Raw genomic sequence first — 17,965 nt, 5'->3', positions numbered from 1 at the left:
CAGGGAGAGGGGGACTGACCGAGGTGAATGGTCGAGTTACGCCGACCTGAGATACCGGGTTGAACTCAGACATTGACCTGAGATACCGAGCCGAACGCAGATGTTGAACAGCACAACAATCTGCTCCCTTCCCCCTCGCCCCCCTTGGGGGAGAGGGCTGGGGTGAGGGGGATCGATCTGAATGGCAACACAAAATCCAAGCGAATGAAAAAGCCCGGCGATATAAGCCGGGCTTTTACGTGAAGACCAATCACCCCCCGGGATTGGTCACCTGAATAAACACCGCATAACTCCCCAGCAACACCCAAAACGTCGCAAAAATCCACGGCGTGCGCACCGAAAACAGCAGCGACTTGCGATACCCCTTGTGGCTCGACTCCATCTCACTGAACAACGGCGATTCGTCATACGCCAGGCCCATCAGCGGCTCGCTGTGGAGCAAGTGGCTCTGCTTGAAATGCCAATGATCGATGATGTCGTACGCAGCGCGAATCCCCGGCCAGGCGTTCAGTGAACTGAGCAACCCGAGCAGCGCCAGAAACGGTGGCACCACCAGCGTGAACAACTTGCCCCACTCTGGGTTGAGGTTGGCCATGCACGAGGCGAAGGCGATCACCAGAAATGATTGCGCCGCCAGATAGGCGTCAGTGCGGTTGGCGAGGATGCTGGTTTCGTACTGGATCTCCCGCCGATAGAAATCCAGCCGCTCCTTGGGTGAGCCAAACATCTTGGCGTCATGTTCGGTCAGGCTTTCTTCAGCGGTGGGCTGGGTCAATATGCGAGGCAAAAGATGCACGCTCCGGGGTGGGGAAAACGTTTAGAAGTCCCCGTTGGCGCGCAAGTTCAGAACGATTGACCGCCGCCTCCCTTCATCGACTGGGCGATGATCGCCACCAGATTCATTTGCGTGAACGGCTTGGGCAAGCGTGGCAGTTGTGCCGCGAAACCTTCCAGACGTTCGGCATAACCGGTGGCCAGGATGATCGGCAGATCCGGTTTAAGCAGCCGCACTGCGTGGGCCAGCTGCGCGCCGCTCATCTGCGGCATGGCCATGTCCGTGATCATCAGGTCAATCACCTCGCCCTGATCGAACAGCGCTAGCGCCTGCGCACCAGACGTCGCACTGACCACCCGATGCCCGAGGTCTTCCAGCAACAGACTGGTGCTGGTCAACACCAGCGAATCGTCATCCACCACCAGTACGCTGAGTCGTGGCACCGTCACTGGCTCGGCGGGCGGATGCAGCGGCTTGCTGGTCGTGCCCTCGACGGCCACCGGAATCCACAGTTCAGCCGTTGTGCCCTGGGCCTTTTCGCTCTTGAGGACAAAACGACCGCCGAGCTGCTCCATGAAGCCGTGGACCATCGACAAGCCCAGTCCAGTACCCTTGCCCAAACCTTTGGTGGTGAAGAATGGATCTCTGGCCGACGCCAGCGTGTGCTCATCCATGCCCTCCCCGGTATCGATCACACTGAGGCAGACGTAACGCCCCGCCGGCAGATCAGAATGCCCCAGCTCGAGCACCACTTGCGGTTCAGCGCTGATGCTCACCGCGCCACCGTCGGGCATGGCGTCGCGGGCGTTGGTTGCCAGGTTGAGCAAGGCTAGTTCCAGCTGATTGGTGTCCGCCAGCACCGGCGCCAGATCCTCGGGAAAGCGCGTATCGATGCGAATGCCGGGCCCCAGCGAACTGCGCAGCAACCCGGTAATACCCTGAACCAGTTGCGCAATATCCACCGACTCGGTTTTCAATTCCTGACGGCGGGCAAATGCCAGCATACGCTGGGTCAGCGACACACCGCGCAATGCGCCCTGAGTGGCGTTTTCCAGCAACCGGCTGATTTTCGCATCGTCACCCATGCGTTTTTGCACGATTTCCAGATTGCCGAGAATCACCGTCAGCAGATTATTGAAGTCATGAGCGATGCCGCCGCTGAGCTGACCGATGGCCTGCATCTTCTGCGCCTGGAACAGCGCTTCCCGGGTTTTCTCCAAAGCCTGCTGGGCCTGATGGGCTTCGGTGATGTCGCGGGTAATCTTGGCAAACCCGAGCAATGTGCCGGTGTCACCACGGATCGCATCGACCACCACATGAGCAAGAAACCGCGTGCCGTCCTTGCGCATGCGCCAGCTCTTGTTTTCAAAGCGGCCCTCGCGGGTGGCGATTTCCAGCGCCCGTTGCGGCTCGCCGAGTTCGCGGTCTTCAGGGGTATAGAAAATCGAAAAGTGCTGGCCGATGATTTCTTCCGGCAGATAGCCTTTGATCCGCTGGGCGCCCTGGTTCCAGTTGCTGACCCGGCCTTCGGGGCTGAGCATGTAGATCGCATAGTCGGTGACGCCCTGCACCAGCAAGCGGAACTGCTGTTCGCTTTGCTTGAGGGTTTCCTCGGCCATTTTGCGGTCGGTCAGGTCGCGGGTGATCTTGGCGAAACCGAGCAATTTGCCGTTGGGATCTATGATCGGGTCGATCACCACGTGCGACCAGAAATTGGTGCCGTCCTTGCGCACCCGCCAGCCCTCGCCTTCGAAGCGCCCTTCACGGATCGCCGTATCGAGCGCACGTTGCGGCAGACCGGCGGCGCGATCCTCAGCGGTATAAAAGCGGGAGAAATGCTCGCCGAGGATTTCCGCTTCTTCGTAGCCCTTGAAGCGTTTGGCGCCGGAGTTCCAACTGGTGATGATGCCGTCGGGATCGATCATGTAGATCGCATAGTCGACCACCGCATCGATCAGCAGACGAAAACGCATCTCTTCGATCGCCGCGGTCTTGTTTTTCTCGCTCATCACACTCACCAGCCATTGTCATGATCGGAAGTATGCGTCAATCCGGCGAATTGGGAAGCGGCCGTCTCATGATTGATTGCCCACCAGCGCGGCAGCAGCTGTTTGATCCGGCTCTCGGCAAAGCGGTCGTCAATCAGCATCACCACGCCGCGATCCTCGCGGGTCCGGATGACTCGCCCGGCGGCCTGCACGACTTTCTGCACGCCGGGGTACAGGTAGGTGTAGTCATAACCGGCGCCGAAGATCGCGGCCATGCGGTGTTTAAGTTGTTCGTTGACCGGATTGAACTGCGCCAGCCCCAGTGTCGCGATGAACGCGCCGATCAACCGCGCACCGGGCAAATCGATGCCTTCGCCGAACGCACCGCCCAACACGGCAAAGCCGATGCCCTGGCTGTGGGCGGTGAACTGATCGAGGAAAGCCTGCCGTGCGCCTTCGAGCATCCCCCGCGATTGCTGCCAGAGGGTGATGTGCGGATGGCGCTCGGCGAGTAACGACGCCACTTGTTGCAGGTAATCGAAGCTGCTGAAAAACGCCAGATAGTTGCCCGGACGCTCGCTGAACTGCCGCGCGATCAATTCGACGATCGGCTCCAGCGAAGCCTGACGATGATTGAAGCGCGTCGAGATGCGGCTGACGATCTGCACCTGTAGTTGCTCGGCACAAAACGGCGATTCGACGTCGATCCACACGGTGTCGGCGGGCGTACCGAGCAAATCGGCGTAGTAGTGGCGCGGGCTGAGGGTCGCGGAGAACAGCACGCTGCTGCGCGCCGCTTTCAGGCGCGGGCCGATGAACGCGGCCGGCACCACGTTGCGCAGGCACAATTGCGACAGCGGCTTTTTACGCTCGAGGTCACGCTTGCTGATGTCGAACAGGTAATGTTCGTCGTACAACTCCGCCACCCGGGCGAATTGCAGCAGGTCGAAGTAGAAGTTCTGCAGCCCGCTGTCGAGACCCTGCGGATGGTCATTGAGGTAATCGCCAATAGCGGCGCAACACAGCGAAATCGCCTGCAGGAGTTTTTCCGGAGCCTTGTCGTACGCCTGATAGGCCGCCAGTTGCGGCGCATGCAGGGCATTCCATTCGCGGTTGATCCGTTGCAGGGAGTTCTTCAGCGCCACCGGCGCGGTTTTGCGCACGCTGCCCAACGTGAACTGATCGAGACTGGCGCTGTACATCTGCCGACCCCGTTCGACGAGGTTATGCGCCTCGTCCGCCAGCACCGCGACTTTCCATTGATTGAGTTGCGCGAGGCCGAACAACATCGCGCTGAAATCGAAGTAATAGTTGTAGTCGGCAATCACCACGTCCACCCAACGGGCCATTTCCTGACTGAGGTAATACGGGCACACCGCGTGTTGCGCGGCGACCTCGCGCAGGGCCGCTTGATCGAGCAGGCGGATTCGGCTGGCCGCTTCCCTGGCAGCAGGCAAGCGATCATAAAAGCCTTGGGCCAACGGGCAGGATTCGCCGTGGCAGGCTTTGTCCGGGTGTTCGCAGGCCTTGTCCCGGGCAACCATTTCCAGCACCCGCAAGGGCAAGGCTGGCGACTGATCGAACAACACCTGACTGGCATCCAGCGCCAGTTTGCGCCCCGGTGTCTTGGCAGTGAGGAAGAACACCTTGTCCAGTTGCTGCGGCGCCAGGGCCTTGAGCATCGGGAACAGCGTGCCGAGGGTTTTGCCGATGCCGGTCGGCGCCTGGGCCATCAGGCAACGGCCGGTGCTGACGGCTTTGAACACCGACTCGGCCAGATGCCGCTGACCGGGACGAAAATCCGCATGGGGAAACGCCAGTTGTTGCGCAGCCAGATTACGCGCCTCACGATGGGCCATTTCCTGTTCGGCCCATTGCAGGAAGAGCGTGCATTGCTGTTCGAAAAAGGCCTTGAGGCTATCGGCGCTGAAGGCCTCGACCAGACACGTCTCTTTCTCGCTGACGATATCGAAATACACCAGCGCCAGATTGATCTGTTCCAGTTCCAGTTTGCAGCACATCAACCAGCCGTAGATCTTCGCCTGCGCCCAGTGCAACTGGCGGTGATTGGCCGGTTGTTTGCTCAGGTCGCCACGGTAGGTTTTGACTTCTTCCAGGCAGGTTTGCGCCGGGTCGTAACCGTCTGCCCTGCCCTTGACCTTCAATTGCCGGAACTCGCCTTCGAGCGCCACTTCGCTTTGGTATTTTTCGCTGCGTCGCGAGGCCACGGTGCGGTGGCCGGCGATGCCTTCCAGCGCCGTGGGTGATGGGGTGAAGCGCAGGTCGAGGTCGCCGGTCTTGGCGGTGAACTCACACAGTGCGCGCACGGCAATGTTGTAGCTCAAGCGCTCTGCTCCGCCCATTGCACGTAACACACCGCCACGGGCATCTGATGTTGATGGCAGAACTCCAGCCAGCGCAATTGGTTGTCCTGCAGGCGATCGCCGGGGCCTTTGACCTCGATCATTCGGTAGGTTTTGTGCTGCGGCCAGAACTGGATCAGGTCGGGCATGCCGGCGCGGTTGGCCTTGATGTCGAGCAGCAAGCGGCTGAACCAGTGCTTGAGGTGTTCGGCAGGCAAACAGGCCAGTGCTTGCTCCAGCAACGTTTCATTCAATGCGCCCCAGAACACGAATGGCGACTGGATACCCCACTTGTCAATGAAGCGTTGGCGAATGGTCGCCGCATAGCGACCGTCATCGAGTTCGCGCAGGCACGCCTGAAACAGCTCGGCGCGGCGTTGCTGGAAGTCTTCGTTGAGCAGGTCCACCGGGCCACGCTGGAACGGGTGAAAGAACGCCCCGGGCAATGGCGCGAAAATCGCCGGCCAGCACAACAGGCCGAACAGCGAGTTGATCAGGCTGTTTTCCACGTAATGCACGGGGCCATCGTCATCGTGCAGATGCGCCTGCACGTAAAACTCCACGGACAACCCGGGATCGGTACGCGGCAATTGCAGGTCCAGACGCTCGACCGGCCTGGCCGTCGCGCGTTTGAGCGGCGGGCCGCCGAGCTTGCGCCGCACCCTTGGCAATATCCGTTGCAGGCCTTGCTGCTCGGCGGCGCTCTCCGGCGCCTGTTCTGCCAGCGTGGCGAGTTCCAACGCCAACGGGTATTCGCCACTGCGTTCCAGCACGCGAATCATGCGCAAACGCGCGCCGGGATAGGCGCAGTCGCGGTAAATGCTCAGGGCCAGGGCAAATTCGCTGATGCGCTCGCAATACTGGCCGATCTGGAACAACACCTTGCCGCGCCGGCGTTGCAGCCACGGATTGTCGAAGTGCAACGCACTCACCTGCTCGACAATGGTTTGCAGCGGCTCGCCGGCCTCGAAACGCATTTGGCAGTGGTGCAGGAACAGACAGGCGTCGACGTCTTCACGGCTGCGCAGGCCTCGCGAGTCGGCGCAGAACTCGACTTTTTCATAGGTGAAGATGCCCAGGTCGGCGAGGACGAATTCCGACCAGTCCTGATACAGGTTGCCAAAGAACATCAGACGCAAGCGGTCGCACAGGTCCATGAGGGTCAGGCTGAACAAACGATCATCGAGCTGCGGCGCCCAATCGCGCAGGCTGCGAGTGTCTGCAAACTGCTCGGCGAGTACCGCAAGCCAATCGTCCTTGCGGCCCTTGGGCTGCTCGATGAAGGCTGCAAACGCTTGCAGGATCTCGGCTTTGAGCAGCACGTCGAACAACTCGGCGAGGGCCAGCGGCGCGTGTTCGTCGATCCAGCCACGCTCCAGCAAGGGCTGCGCGGCCGCGGCGATGTCACCGATTTCAACGTAATTGAGTTTGCCGGCCCGAAAATGCACACCCTTGCGCATCACCATCCGCACCAGCAAACCTTGCGAAGCACGGGGCAAGGCCTTGAAGTCGCGAATGAACGCGTGTTCCGTTTCGCTCATCACATCGACATAGCGAAGTTCAAGCCAATCAAGCACTTGCAGGAAGTTGTTAAGGTAATAGAACGGATCGTCGAGGGGATTGGCAGTCACGGGAATTCTGGGGCCATGGCGAGCGAGCACTGGTTATGCGTACAGATAACAGTTGTGCCCCGCCCGGTGCAAACGGAAAATGATCAATGGCATTTTTTCGCCGGGCTATCGAACTTTTCTCACGGAGATAGCACCAACCGCGTTAGAAGGCCGACAATGCTCGGCATCACATCGAATGAGGATTTAGAAGTGGGTATGAAAATCAAGTCACTGGGCATCCCTTTCGCCATCGTCGCCGCGCTGGCACTGGCCGGTTGCTCGACGCCGACGGTAGTCACTCTGCAGAACGGCACCCAGTATCTGACCAAGGACATGCCGAAAACCAAAACCAAGGACGGCTTCTATGAGTTCGAGGATATTTCCGGGGCCAAGGTGAAGGTCCGCGCCGATGAAGTCGCCACGGTGCGCGAAGAAGACTAGGTTTCGCTCGTGTCGATCGTTCCCACGCTCCGCGTGGGAACGATCATAAGCAGAGTGTTATTCGAAGGTCGGCATGCCCGGAATGCTGCCGTCACAAGGCATGTACGTGCCGCCCCGCTTGACCACTTCTCCCTGCAAACGCCGGCAGCGTTCCAGATCCTGCTGCGCCATGCGATCGATGCTCAGATTGCCGGTGGTCTGCGGCTGCTTGCCGTCACCCAGGCGCAGGGTCACGAACGGTTGTTCGGGCTGAATCTGAAAGCGGCTCTTCTCTTCAACCGGCTCGACCGCCTCGGTTTTCGGCGGACTCGGCAGTTGGTCGGTGGTGATGCCGTAACGGCTCAGAATCGAACTTTGAGGCAGATCGGCCCAGACATTGGCCGAACACAGCGCCAGTGCAACGAACCCGACATACCCCTTGAAACCTTTCACGTTTGAATCTCCTGTACTCAATGGCGGCTAGCTATAGAACGTGTGTGCACGTGCTGGCTTTAGGCCGCATTTCCTGTTTTCGCAGGGGTTTGAGTCAGAGAATGGCTGTCGAGTCACTTTTAAACCGCGTTATCGTTATTCGCGAGCAGGCTCGCTCCCACAGGGGATTTGTAAACGACACAGATCCAGTGTGGGAGCGAGCTTGCTCGCGAAAGGGCCCTTACCGGCGCCCCATCAACCTCAGGCGATCACAACACCCTCAGCACTCAGGCTATTCAGCGACACCCCGACCAACGTCACTGAATCATTGCCAAACGTCAGCACCGTGTCCTGCCCAACGGTGGCGGCATGGGCACGGAAGTCCTCCGCCGGCAACACACCCTGGACACCGAGAAACACCAGTTTGTCGTTGGACGTGTAACCGACCACCCGGTCCTGCCCGAACGCCCCGTTGAACAGGAACGTATCCGCCCCGCCTCCCGACTCCATCAGGTCGTTGCCGGCGCCGCCAACAAACACGTCGTTGCCCGCGCCACCGATCAGGTGATCGTTACCGTCCAGCCCGAACAACCAGTCGCCACCCGAATGCGCCTTCAGCGTGTCGGCACCAGCGCTGCCTTTGACGCTGGACTCGTAAGCAGTGACGTTGTTGCCGACCTTCAAACCGCTGGCCGTGACGCTGTGGGTCACATCGTCCTTGAACAGGCCCCAGAGAAACCCCGGTTCCTTGGTGACGATACTGCCGATGTCGCGGGTGATGCTGATCCCGCCGTTGGCATCGCGCACGTACAAGTTGCCGGCGCCGTCATTGGCGAAGTCGAAGTTCTTCACTGCACTTTGCAGATCGAGGGTGTTGCTGCCCTGCCCGCCAAGGATGACGTTGTAGCCGCCGCTGTCGCGGAAGGTGTCGTTGCCGGCGCGACCCTCCAGATAATCGTTGCCGCTGCCGCCCTGGATCAGATCGTTGGCGTCACTGCCGATGATGAACGTGCTGCCCTTGTGGGTTTCGGCGTTGCGGTTGAGGTCCTGCACCCAAGTGTTGGCCCGCGCCGGGTCCGAGAGGTTGGCGACAATGATCGTCGAGTCGCGGCTGGTGAGGTCGTAGAATTTTGAGTCGATCACCCGGTTCATGCCGTCGCCATACGCAGTCGGCAAGTGCGAGATCCAGGTGGGAATGTTGAGGATCGAGTACGGCAGCAGATTCCACGCGGTCGAGGCGTAATGATCGTTGAAACTGACGATGTTGTCGGTGGCAGACTCTTTGGGCGCATCGTGCACGCCGACGGAGGCGCCGGTGAAGGTCGAACCGTCGAGGGCGCGGAACACCGGGTCGTTTTCGTAGCCGACGTTGAGCACTTTGTCGGTGCTGCTCTGGGTTGGCGAGGCGTAGGCGATGTAGTTGGAATCGGCGAAGAAACCGCCCCACTTGCCGCCGCTCAAATCGGCCATGCTGTTGACCGCCAGGCCGCCGAGGCTGTGGCCACTGACCAGTACGTCCTTGCCGCTGAGACCGTTGGCCTTGGCAAACGCCACCACATCATTGAGCAGATTGCCGAAGGCTTCGCCGACGTAGTTCTTGGCGTAATCCTTGGGGCCGAAGGCCGCGAGCAGGTCGTTGATCACGTCGCCGATGGAGTCGAGGATCAGGTTTTCCCGCGGGCCGCTGGTGCCGCGAAAGGCAATGCCGAGTTCGGTCAGATGGCCCTGAGCATCGTACTTGCCGAGGATTTCCACTTGCGCGGTGGTGTAGCCGGCCTTCTCGCCAAAGAAGGTTCCTCGCGCATCGGTCTTGCCGTCGTAGCCCAATTGCGAGGCGGTGATCGGCGTCCAGCCGGCCTGTTTCACGGCGTCGAGGGCGAGTTTTTCCGAGTCGGGGTTCCACGGAATGCCGGGAATAACCCCTTGTGAATCGGTGCCGCCGAGCAGCGCCGTGACCAGCGTGGCGGGCAGGCCGAGGCCGAATCCGTTGTGCTGATAACCGGCGGCAAAGCCATTATCGAGGTTGTGATAGGAATACAGCGTGATCGCCATGGCATCGCTGAACAACGCCTTGGAATCGGCTGTGCCGAAGTTCTTGTAGTCATACACACCCATTGCTATTGCCTCTCTCTTGTTGGAATTGTTAGAGATAGCTCACAGCCAGGGCGCCCCACGGGGACGCCCCGGAGCATTTCAGTACTACTTACTGCTGTTTTTACTGTGGGAGCGAGCCTGCTCGCGAAGGCGGGGTGTCAGGTACGAAGACTTCAACTGACACTACGTATTCGCGAGCAGGCTCGCTCCCACATTGGATCTACGCGAACATGAAACTGGAGTCCGACAGGTTAGCCACTCCCACCCCGATCAGGGTCACGGCATAGTCGCCAATCTTCAGCACGGTATCGCTGCCGGTCTGCGACGCGTGTTGCTTGTAGTCGTAGCCCTGCCCCGCGCCTTCGACGCCCATGAACACCAGTTTGTCGCTGCCCTGATAACCGTTGATGGCATCGAAACCAAACGCGCCGCTGAACAGGAAGGTGTTGTTGCCACCCACGGCAGTCATCACGTCATTACCGGCGCCACCGACGAAAGTCACATGGCCCTTGTCGCTGATCAGCTTGTCATCGCCACCGAGGCCGAATAGCCAGTCACCGTCAGCCGAGGCGTGCAGCGCATTGGCGTAGCCATCGCCGCTGAGCGAGTGGTTGTACTGGGTCAGCTCGCTGCCGTTGGTCAAACCCTTGGCGGTGACGCCCCAAGTGATTTCCTTGCTGCCCCACCACGACCCCGACTCCTTGCTCACCAGCGCGCCGATGTCGCGGGTCATGCTGATGCCGCCGTAAGCGTCGCGCACGTACAGCGTGCCGTCACCGTCGTTGGCGAAGCTGAAGTTCTGCAGCGGTTTCTGCAGTTCGAAGGTGTTATGCCCTTGGCCGCCGAGCAGAATGTTGTAGCCGCCGTCATCACGGAAACGGTCATCGCCGCCCAGGCCTTCGAGGAAGTCGTTACCCGCGCCGCCCTTGAGCCAGTCGTTGCTCTGCGTGCCGATGATGAAGGTGCTGCCGGTGTGCGGCTCGCCGCTACGGCCGAGATCCTCAACCCAGGTCTTGCCGCGAGACGCTTCTTCCAGATTGGAGACGATGATCGTCGAGTCTTTATGCGTCAGGTTGTAGAACCTGGAATCGATCACCCGATTCAAGCCATCGGCATACCCCAGCGAACTGTGGGCCGACCAGTTCAGCGGATTGACGATGCTGAACGGCACCAGGTTCTGCGCGGTGGACGCGTAGTTGTCGTTGAAGTTGACGATGTTGTCGGTGGTCGAATCGTGGGGCTTGTCGTGCTTGCCCATCGACGCGCTGCTGAACGTGGTGCCGTCGAGCACGCGGAACACCGGGTCGTTCTCGAAACCGATGTTCAGCACGTTATTGCCGGTGCTGCTCTGGGTTGGCGAGGCGAAGGTGATGTAGTTGGCGTCCTTGAAGAAACCGCCCCAGTTGCTCGCGCTCAGCTCGGCCACGCTGTTGACCCCGAGCCCGCCGAGGCTGTGGCCGCTGAGCAGCACGTCCTTGGCACCGATGCCGTTGGCAATGGCGAACGCGGCGACAGCCTTGAGCAGATTGTCGAAGGCGTTTTTCGCGTAGTTGCTCGCGTAATCCGAAGGCCCGATGGCGGCCAGCAGGTTGTTTTTCAGGTCGCCGAAAGTATCGCTGTAACCCAGCCCGCCGGTGCCGCGAAAGGCCACGCCGATGCCAATCAACTTGCCGGCAGCGTCGTATTTGCCGAGCACTTCGGCTTCGGCGCTGGTGAAGCCGTCCTTCTCGCCAAAGAACGTGCCTTGTGGCCCGACCTTGCCCTGATAGCCCAGCGCCGTCGCCGTGACCGGCGCCCAAGCGGTGGCCGGCAACGGTTTGCCGGTCGGCGTGTAGGCATACAGCGTCAGTGCGATGGCGTCGCTGTACAACGCTTTGCCATCGGCATTTTTATAATCGAACAGTCCCATGTTGTGCTCTCTCTTCCTTCAAATGACTGGCAGCTCTTTGCAGAGCTGCCAGCACGCCTTAGAACTGCCAGTCGAGGGTCAGACCCACGCCGTGGTCCTTCTCGTTCGAGCCGATCAGCCCGTTGTAATCCAGGTTCACCCGCACATCGCGGTTGAGCGCCAGACCCGCCCGCACGCCGACCACCGCCGCATCGCGATCCATCGACACGCCCTGCACGGTGAACGCACTGTTGCCGTTGGCGAAGGCCAGATGGCTGTCGGCATCGACGTTGTTCAGGTTGTGCTGCCAGCCGAGGCTCGCACCCAGTTCCAGTTGCTGCTGATCCGACAAGGCGAACGAACGCTTGGCGCGCACGCCGAGGGTCGACAGCACCACATCACGATTATCCTCACCGCCCTTCAATGCCGCGGCGTCACCCTTCTCGGTGAAGCTTTCAGTATTGAGGTGCACGTAAGCCAGATTGGCGAACGGCTCCAGGTTCATCGGTTGCAGGCCCAGATCATAAGCGGCCTCGGTGAACACTTGAGTGGTTGCGGCATCGTGCTTGGTCTTTTGTTTACTGCTGACGTCCCCGAACTGCAGGTCACGTTTGACGTCGACACGGTGCCAGCTGTAGGCGCCGCCGACGGTCAGACGCAGCGCATCGATCTGATGCCCCAGGTACGCACCCAAGTGGTAGCTGTCGACCGACGCCGACGAATGCGTGCCGCTGCCCATGCTCAACGAGCTGTCGCTATAACCGGTAACGAAACCGAGACGGGTATCTTCAGCGATCAAGCCGTCGACACCGGCCAGCAAGCCACCGATGGAGCTGTTGGAATCGGCATTGTCATGCCCGCCATCGCTCTTGCCCCACGAACCCAAGACCTTGACCCACGCATTGCTGCGCTCGTCAGTCGGTGCACCGGCGTTGAACAGATCACGTTCGCGCAGACGTTCGCCCACCGCTTCACGCAGGTAACGGCTGTCGTTGATCAGCATGGTGCCGATTGCCGGATGGATCTCCCCGGACAGTTGCTGGAAGGCTTGCTGCGCCGACGCCGCATTCGGCGACAGCAACAGGGTTTCGAACAGTGCATTGCCAGCCCCCAGACGCTCAGCTGCCGCACCGACCGCACGCTGGTTCGGCGTCAGGCCGACACTGGCGAACGAGGCCTCGTTACGCCCGACTGCCAACTGAATGCCAGTGGCCGAGTACGCCAGCGTGCCGCCAAGGAAGGCGTAATCCGGCAACACCTGACCGAAGCGTCCTTCGATGCCGCCCGCCGCTTGCAGGATGTTGTACTGAGTGCCGAGCAGGCTTTGCACTTCGTTGGTGGTCAACAGGGTCGGACTGTTTTCCAGCGACATGCTCACCGTGGCGCCTTCAATCACGGCTTTGCCGGTAGCGATGATCTGATCGCTGCTGGTCGGTGACAGCTCTACGGCGTAGGTCGAACCCGGTGCAAAGGTCACGTCACCGGCCACGTTCAGGGTGCCGATGGAGTTACCCGGTGCGACCGTACCGCCGCTGTTCACCGACAGCGCGCCGATGTGGCCATTGCCGCCGAGGATACCGCCGTCATTCACCGTCACCGCCGATTGCAGCGAGCCGTTGATGGCCAAGCGGCCCTGATTGACCAGGGTCGGGCCGCTGTAAGTGTTGTTGCCGGTCAGCACCAGCGTGCCGATACCTTGCTTGGTCAAACCGCCGTGACCGGAAATGTCGTTGCGCCAGGTATCGAGGCCGCAAGTGATGTCGGTGCACACGCGCTCGGTCGGTTTGCCCTGATCGATGATCGCGCCGATGCCCGGCAGATCCGCGACAAACTGGCCGGAACCGTAAGCGCCGTCGATGCGGAATTCCGCCGGAATATCCTGCTCGGTAACGAACATCGACGGGCCGTCGATGCCCTTGCGCAGGTTGATCATGCCCCAGCCGTACAAGGCGTCGATGCCCGGTGCGCCGAGGTCGCTGGCGGTGGTGCGCAAGACAGTGGCGACCTGATCACCGGTCATGTACGGGAAGCGCTCCATCAGCACCGCCATGGAGCCGGCCACGTGCGGCGCGGCCATCGAGGTGCCGTTGTAATTTTTGTAGCCGGTGGTGAGGTTGTCGGCGTTGGTGCCTTCGATGATCGCGCTGAAGATCTTCGTGCCCGGCGCCGAGACGCAGAAACTCGCGGTGTAGCCGCAGCGCGAAGAGAACGTACTCATGATGTACGGGTTGGCGCTGGCCAGGTCCGGGTTCTGCTGCAACGCGGCGACGGTGATCCAGTTCGGCGCGATGTCCGGAACGAAATAGCCGAGGCCGGCGATGGCGTCCGGGTTGTTGAGGTTGTAGTCGTTACCCGCGGCGAAGATCGTCACGATGCCGCTGCGCGCGGCGGCAATAGCGCCGTCGTAGGCGCCACCGGGTTTGGTGCCGAGCAGTGTGCGGATCTCGTTGAACTGCAATTGCGCGTCATTGACGGTGAAATGCGGATAGGCCGGATCGCGGCCACCGAGATCGAAACGATCAGTGATGCCGATGCCCCAACTGTTGTTGATGATGCGCGCGCCGCTGGCGATCAGTGCATCCCAACCGGCCTTGTACACCGCGCCGTCGTTGCCGCGAACAATGCCGTCCTCCGGGCCCGGGTCGCCGTTGTCGGCGCTGATGATCTGCGCACCGAACGCCACGCCGTGCATCGGCCCGCCGTCGCGACTGCCGGCGGCGATACCGCCGACGTGGGTGCCGTGGGCGCCGAGTTTGCCGTCGGAGCCGACCGAGGGCGAACCGTCATAGCGGAACGCATCGCCGGCTTTGACCGGGATGTACGGGTCGGTGTATTCGCGAATCCCGCTGGTGACCAGAGTGACGACTTTATTGCTGCCGGAAAACTCCGGGTGCGCGGCATACACTGGCTGGTCAAAGATCCCCAGTTTCACGCCTTTGCCGGTATAACCGGCGGCGTAAGCGTGATCGGCACCGATCGCGCCCAGGCCCCAATCGGCCTGAAACTCGGCACTGCGCCAACTCGACGGATCGCCCGTGCGTCCGCTCTCCACGTAGGGCACGGCGTGGGCTGTACCGATGGCACAGAGCACGGCGAGCGTGAGGGTTTTCAGGGCAAAGCGGCCTCCCGTTTGCGCGGGGGTATTGTTGTTATTCATCCAGCGACCTTCCTTAGTGATGTTGCGAAAAATCCTGATCGTTGCCACTGAGGGCGATGATCGTTCCCACGCTCCGCGTGGGAATGCAGCCCGTGACGCTCCGCGTCACTGGACGCAGAGCGTCCCTAGAGGCATTCCCACGCAGAGCGTGGGAACGATCGGAGCGCGGCGGTTAGAACTGCCAGTTCAGGCTCAAGCCAACGCCATGAAGCTTTTCGCGATTGGCCAGTTGTCCGTTGTAATCAAGGTTGACGCGCACGTCTTTGCTCAGCGCGAGGCTGGCCTGCACGCCGACCAGCGCGGCATCGCGTACCAGCGCCGAACTCTCCACCGCGTACGGCGTACCGCCGCTGGCAAAGCGCAGATGCTGTTCGGAGTCGATGTCGCTCAGGCTGTGCTGCCAGCCGAGGTGGCCGCTGACGTCGAGTGATTGCGCAGGCGAAAGATTGAAGGTCTTGATCGCCCGCACGCCGAGGGTGCTCAGCACGGCGTCACGTTGATCGCCCGAACTTTTCAGCGCGGCGGCGTCGCCCTTCTCGGTCAAGCCTTCAGTGTCCAGATGCACGTAGGCCAGGTTGGCGAACGGTTCCAGCGCCAGTGGTTGCAGGTGCAAGCGATAAGCCGCTTCGCCGAACACTTGCGTGGTCGCTGCATCCACCTTGGCTTTCTGTTTGCCGCTGACGTCGCCGTATTGCAGATCGCGTTTCACATCGGCGCGATGCCAGCTGTAAGCCGCGCCGGTGCTCAAGCGCCAGGCGCCAACTTCACGGCCGGCGTACGCGCCCAGATGATAGCTGTCGACCTTGGCCGAGGAATGCGTGCCCGAACCCATGCTCAGTGAACTGTCGCTGTAACCGGTAACCAGACCGATGCGCGTCTGCTCGTCCAGCGCACCATCGACACCGGCCAGCAGCCCGCCAATCGAGGTGTTGTAGCCCGCCGTGTCGTGGCTCGAATCGGTCGTGCCCCATGCCCCGAGAGCCTTGATCCAGCCGTTGCTTTGCGCAGCTGTTGTGTCGTGCAGACGCTCGCCCACCGCATCGCGCAACTGGCGGCTGTCGTTGATCAGCATCGAACTCAACGCCGGGTAGATCTCGCCGCTCAACTGCTGGAACGCTTGTTGCGCCGAAGCGGCGTCTGGTGAACGCAACAGGCTTTCGTAGACCGAATTGCCGGCGCCCAGGCCTTCGACGGCAACGGCCACCGAACGCTGGTTTGGCGTTTGCCCGACGCTGCTGAAGGTAGTCGCATTACGTACGATATCGAGCTGAATGCCGGTGGCGGCGTAGTCGAGGCTACCGCCAATAAACACATAATTCGGCAGCACCGCGCCGAACCGGCCCTGAATGCCGCCGGCCGCTTGCAGGATGTCGTACTGGCGACCGAGCAGGCTCTGCACCTCGGTGGTGCTGAGCAGCGTCGGGCTGTTTTCCAGCGACAGGCTGACGGTGGCGCCGCTGATATTGGCGGTGCCACCGGCGACGATGCGGTCGCTGCTGGTCGGTGACAGTTCAACGGCGTAAGTCGAACCGGGCGCGAAGGTCACGTCACCGGCCACATTCAGCGTACCGATGGAGTTGCCCGGCGCCACGCGAGCGCCGCTGTTGGCGGTCAGCGCGCCGATCCGCCCGGAACCGCCGAGGGTGCCGCTGTCGTTCACCGTGACAGCGGAAGTCAGCGAACCGTTGACCGTCAGCAAACCGCCATTGACCGTAGTTGCGCCGCGATAGGTGTTGTCACCGGAGAGGATCAACTGCCCGCCGCCGGATTTGATCAGGCTGCCCTGATACACCCGGCTCGCCACCGCTGCATCACGGGCAGTGCCGACCGCGTAGTCGGTCTGATCCTGTTGGCTGGCGCCTGCGGGAACGCCATTCTGCCAGCCCTTGTCTTGCAGGGTTTGCTGCCAGGCATTGTGCTCGGCGAGGTCTTCGGCCTGACGCTGAATCAGCGCCTTGTCGGAGATGTCATTGCTCCAGACATCGCGCTGCCCTGCCCCCAGGCTGGCATCAAACGCACCGAGCAATTGCCCCGGCCCGCGCATCGCCCGATTCAGATTGGCCACGCCCCAGCCGACTCGGTCAGTCGGCGCATCGGTGACCGAGCCATCCAGTTGCGTGGCGGTGGTCAGCAGCACTTCGAGGGCCTGCTGATTGTTCATGTACGGATAGCGTTCCATCACCAACGCCAGCGCACCGGTCGCATGCGGCGCCGACATCGAGGTGCCGGATTTGATCGCGTAACCGCCACCGGGAATGGTGCTGTCGATCTTCGCCCCCGGCGTGGTGATGCACCAGTATTTGGCGAGGCCGCACTGGTTGTACTTCTGCTGATTGCTCTGATCGAGGCCCGACACGGCCAGCCAGTGACCTTCCAGATCCGGCTGAAAATACGGCAACGCCGAACGCACGCTGGCATTCGGGTAGCCGCTGTTGCCGGCGCTGAACACGTTGATCACACCGCGTCGGGACACATCGGCGGCGGCATCGAGCCATGTGCCTTTGTTCCAGTGCTGCGCATAAGCGGCGTGCAGATCAGCCAGTGTGCGGTAGCTGACATCCGGCGGCTGGCTGCCCCAACTGTTGTTGATCGCGCGCACGCCGGCATCGGCCAGGGCGTCATACACCGCTTTGAAATAGCGCGGATCGGGGTTGGGGCCGAACAGGAAACTGTCGTTCTTGTTGGTGTTGCCGACGTAGATTTGCGCGTTGTACGCCACGCCGTGCATGCCGCTGCCATCGCGCGAGGCGCCCATGGTGCCGACCACATGGGTGCCGTGGGAGTCGTTGTTGGGATTGAGGGTGCCATCGACGTTGAACAGCGAGCCGTCGATGTTGCTGCCGCTGGCCTGCACCGGGTGATAACGATCGCTGGCGAATTCCGGGTGGGCGGCATCGAAACCGGAGTCGAGGGCGCCGATTTTCACGCCTTGGCCGGTGATGCCGGCGGCGTAGGCTTGCTCGGCCTGCATGCGGCTCAGGCCCCAGTCGCGGAGGAATTCGGCGCTGCGCCAACTGGCGGGATCGCCGGGTTGGCCGCTTTCGAGGTATTGGGCCTGCGCCTGGGTTGCAGAAATCACAAGCAACAGGGTGCCGACCGAAACCGGCTTGATGCGTACGTCCATGTTCACCACTCACTTTTATTGTTTTATGCAGGTTGTTTTGCGGTGTTGCCTGTTCCCCTCACCCCAGCCCTCTCCCCAAGGAGAGGGAGCTGACCGAGGTGTCTTGCGTCATGC

The 17,965-nt window shown here is 61.3% G+C and carries 10 protein-coding genes; 1 reads left to right on the top strand and 9 read right to left on the bottom strand.

The genetic code is table 11. The features are described 5' to 3' along the window. Positions 1-250: 250 nt before the first annotated feature. The 4 genes from CCX46_RS14370 to CCX46_RS14355 are packed head-to-tail and all read right to left on the bottom strand — an operon-like array spanning position 251 to position 6,757. Positions 251-787 carry a hypothetical protein gene (locus CCX46_RS14370; protein WP_127927399.1) on the bottom strand — a complete coding sequence of 179 codons (537 nt, stop codon included), beginning with the start codon at positions 785-787 and terminating at the stop codon, positions 251-253. Between the two features lie 56 nt (positions 788-843). Continuing rightward, on the bottom strand, positions 844-2,784 hold the full coding sequence (locus CCX46_RS14365) for a hybrid sensor histidine kinase/response regulator (RefSeq protein WP_127927397.1): 1,941 nt from the start codon (positions 2,782-2,784) through the stop codon (positions 844-846). A gap of 5 nt (positions 2,785-2,789) precedes the next feature. Then, the gene (locus CCX46_RS14360; RefSeq protein ID WP_127927395.1) at positions 2,790-5,108 is read right to left on the bottom strand and encodes an ATP-dependent DNA helicase; all 2,319 of its coding nucleotides are present in this window, start codon (positions 5,106-5,108) and stop codon (positions 2,790-2,792) included. After that, entirely contained in the window at positions 5,105-6,757 is a 1,653-nt protein-coding gene (locus tag CCX46_RS14355; RefSeq protein ID WP_127927393.1) for a VRR-NUC domain-containing protein, read from the bottom strand. Before CCX46_RS14355 ends, CCX46_RS14360 begins: the two co-directional genes overlap by 4 nt. Before the next feature lie 195 nt (positions 6,758-6,952). On the opposite strand from CCX46_RS14355, the gene CCX46_RS14350 reads away from it, so the two are divergent. Beyond that, the gene (locus CCX46_RS14350; RefSeq protein ID WP_122600478.1) at positions 6,953-7,177 is read left to right on the top strand and encodes a YgdI/YgdR family lipoprotein; all 225 of its coding nucleotides are present in this window, start codon (positions 6,953-6,955) and stop codon (positions 7,175-7,177) included. Between the two features lie 57 nt (positions 7,178-7,234). On the opposite strand, the gene CCX46_RS14345 is transcribed toward CCX46_RS14350, so the two are convergent. The 5 genes from CCX46_RS14345 to eprS all read right to left on the bottom strand — a co-directional run bounded on the left by CCX46_RS14345 (position 7,235) and on the right by eprS (position 17,851). After that, complete coding sequence (locus CCX46_RS14345) at positions 7,235-7,609, bottom strand: hypothetical protein (protein ID WP_127927391.1); 375 nt, start codon at positions 7,607-7,609, stop codon at positions 7,235-7,237. Between the two features lie 240 nt (positions 7,610-7,849). After that, complete coding sequence (locus CCX46_RS14340; RefSeq protein WP_127927389.1) at positions 7,850-9,703, bottom strand: polyurethane esterase; 1,854 nt, start codon at positions 9,701-9,703, stop codon at positions 7,850-7,852. A gap of 199 nt (positions 9,704-9,902) precedes the next feature. Then, a complete protein-coding gene (locus CCX46_RS14335; protein ID WP_127927387.1) occupies positions 9,903-11,591 on the bottom strand; it encodes a polyurethane esterase in 1,689 nt (562 codons plus the stop codon). A gap of 58 nt (positions 11,592-11,649) precedes the next feature. After that, positions 11,650-14,727: an autotransporter serine protease gene (locus CCX46_RS14330; protein ID WP_127927384.1), complete on the bottom strand. Its 3,078-nt coding sequence runs from the start codon at positions 14,725-14,727 to the stop codon at positions 11,650-11,652. 172 nt (positions 14,728-14,899) lie between these two features. Then, positions 14,900-17,851, bottom strand: coding sequence for an autotransporter serine peptidase EprS (gene eprS, locus CCX46_RS14325; protein WP_127927382.1), 2,952 nt, complete (start codon positions 17,849-17,851; stop codon positions 14,900-14,902). Positions 17,852-17,965 lie beyond the last annotated feature (114 nt).

The sequence above is a fragment of the Pseudomonas sp. RU47 genome (assembly GCF_004011755.1).
In the GTDB taxonomy this organism is placed as follows: Bacteria; Pseudomonadota; Gammaproteobacteria; order Pseudomonadales; family Pseudomonadaceae; genus Aquipseudomonas.
This window is presented reverse-complemented; position numbering and strand designations above follow the sequence as displayed.

Bases quoted from the DNA above. Each gene is read 5' to 3' on its own strand.
- CCX46_RS14365 (WP_127927397.1), bottom strand. From the start codon at position 2,784: ATGAGCGAGAAAAACAAGACCGCGGCGATCGAAGAGATGCGTTTTCGT.
- CCX46_RS14350 (WP_122600478.1), top strand. From the start codon at position 6,953: ATGAAAATCAAGTCACTGGGCATCCCTTTCGCCATCGTCGCCGCGCTG.
- CCX46_RS14340 (WP_127927389.1), bottom strand. From the start codon at position 9,703: ATGGGTGTGTATGACTACAAGAACTTCGGCACAGCCGATTCCAAGGCG.
- CCX46_RS14335 (WP_127927387.1), bottom strand. From the start codon at position 11,591: ATGGGACTGTTCGATTATAAAAATGCCGATGGCAAAGCGTTGTACAGC.
- CCX46_RS14330 (WP_127927384.1), bottom strand. From the start codon at position 14,727: ATGAATAACAACAATACCCCCGCGCAAACGGGAGGCCGCTTTGCCCTG.
- eprS (WP_127927382.1), bottom strand. From the start codon at position 17,851: ATGGACGTACGCATCAAGCCGGTTTCGGTCGGCACCCTGTTGCTTGTG.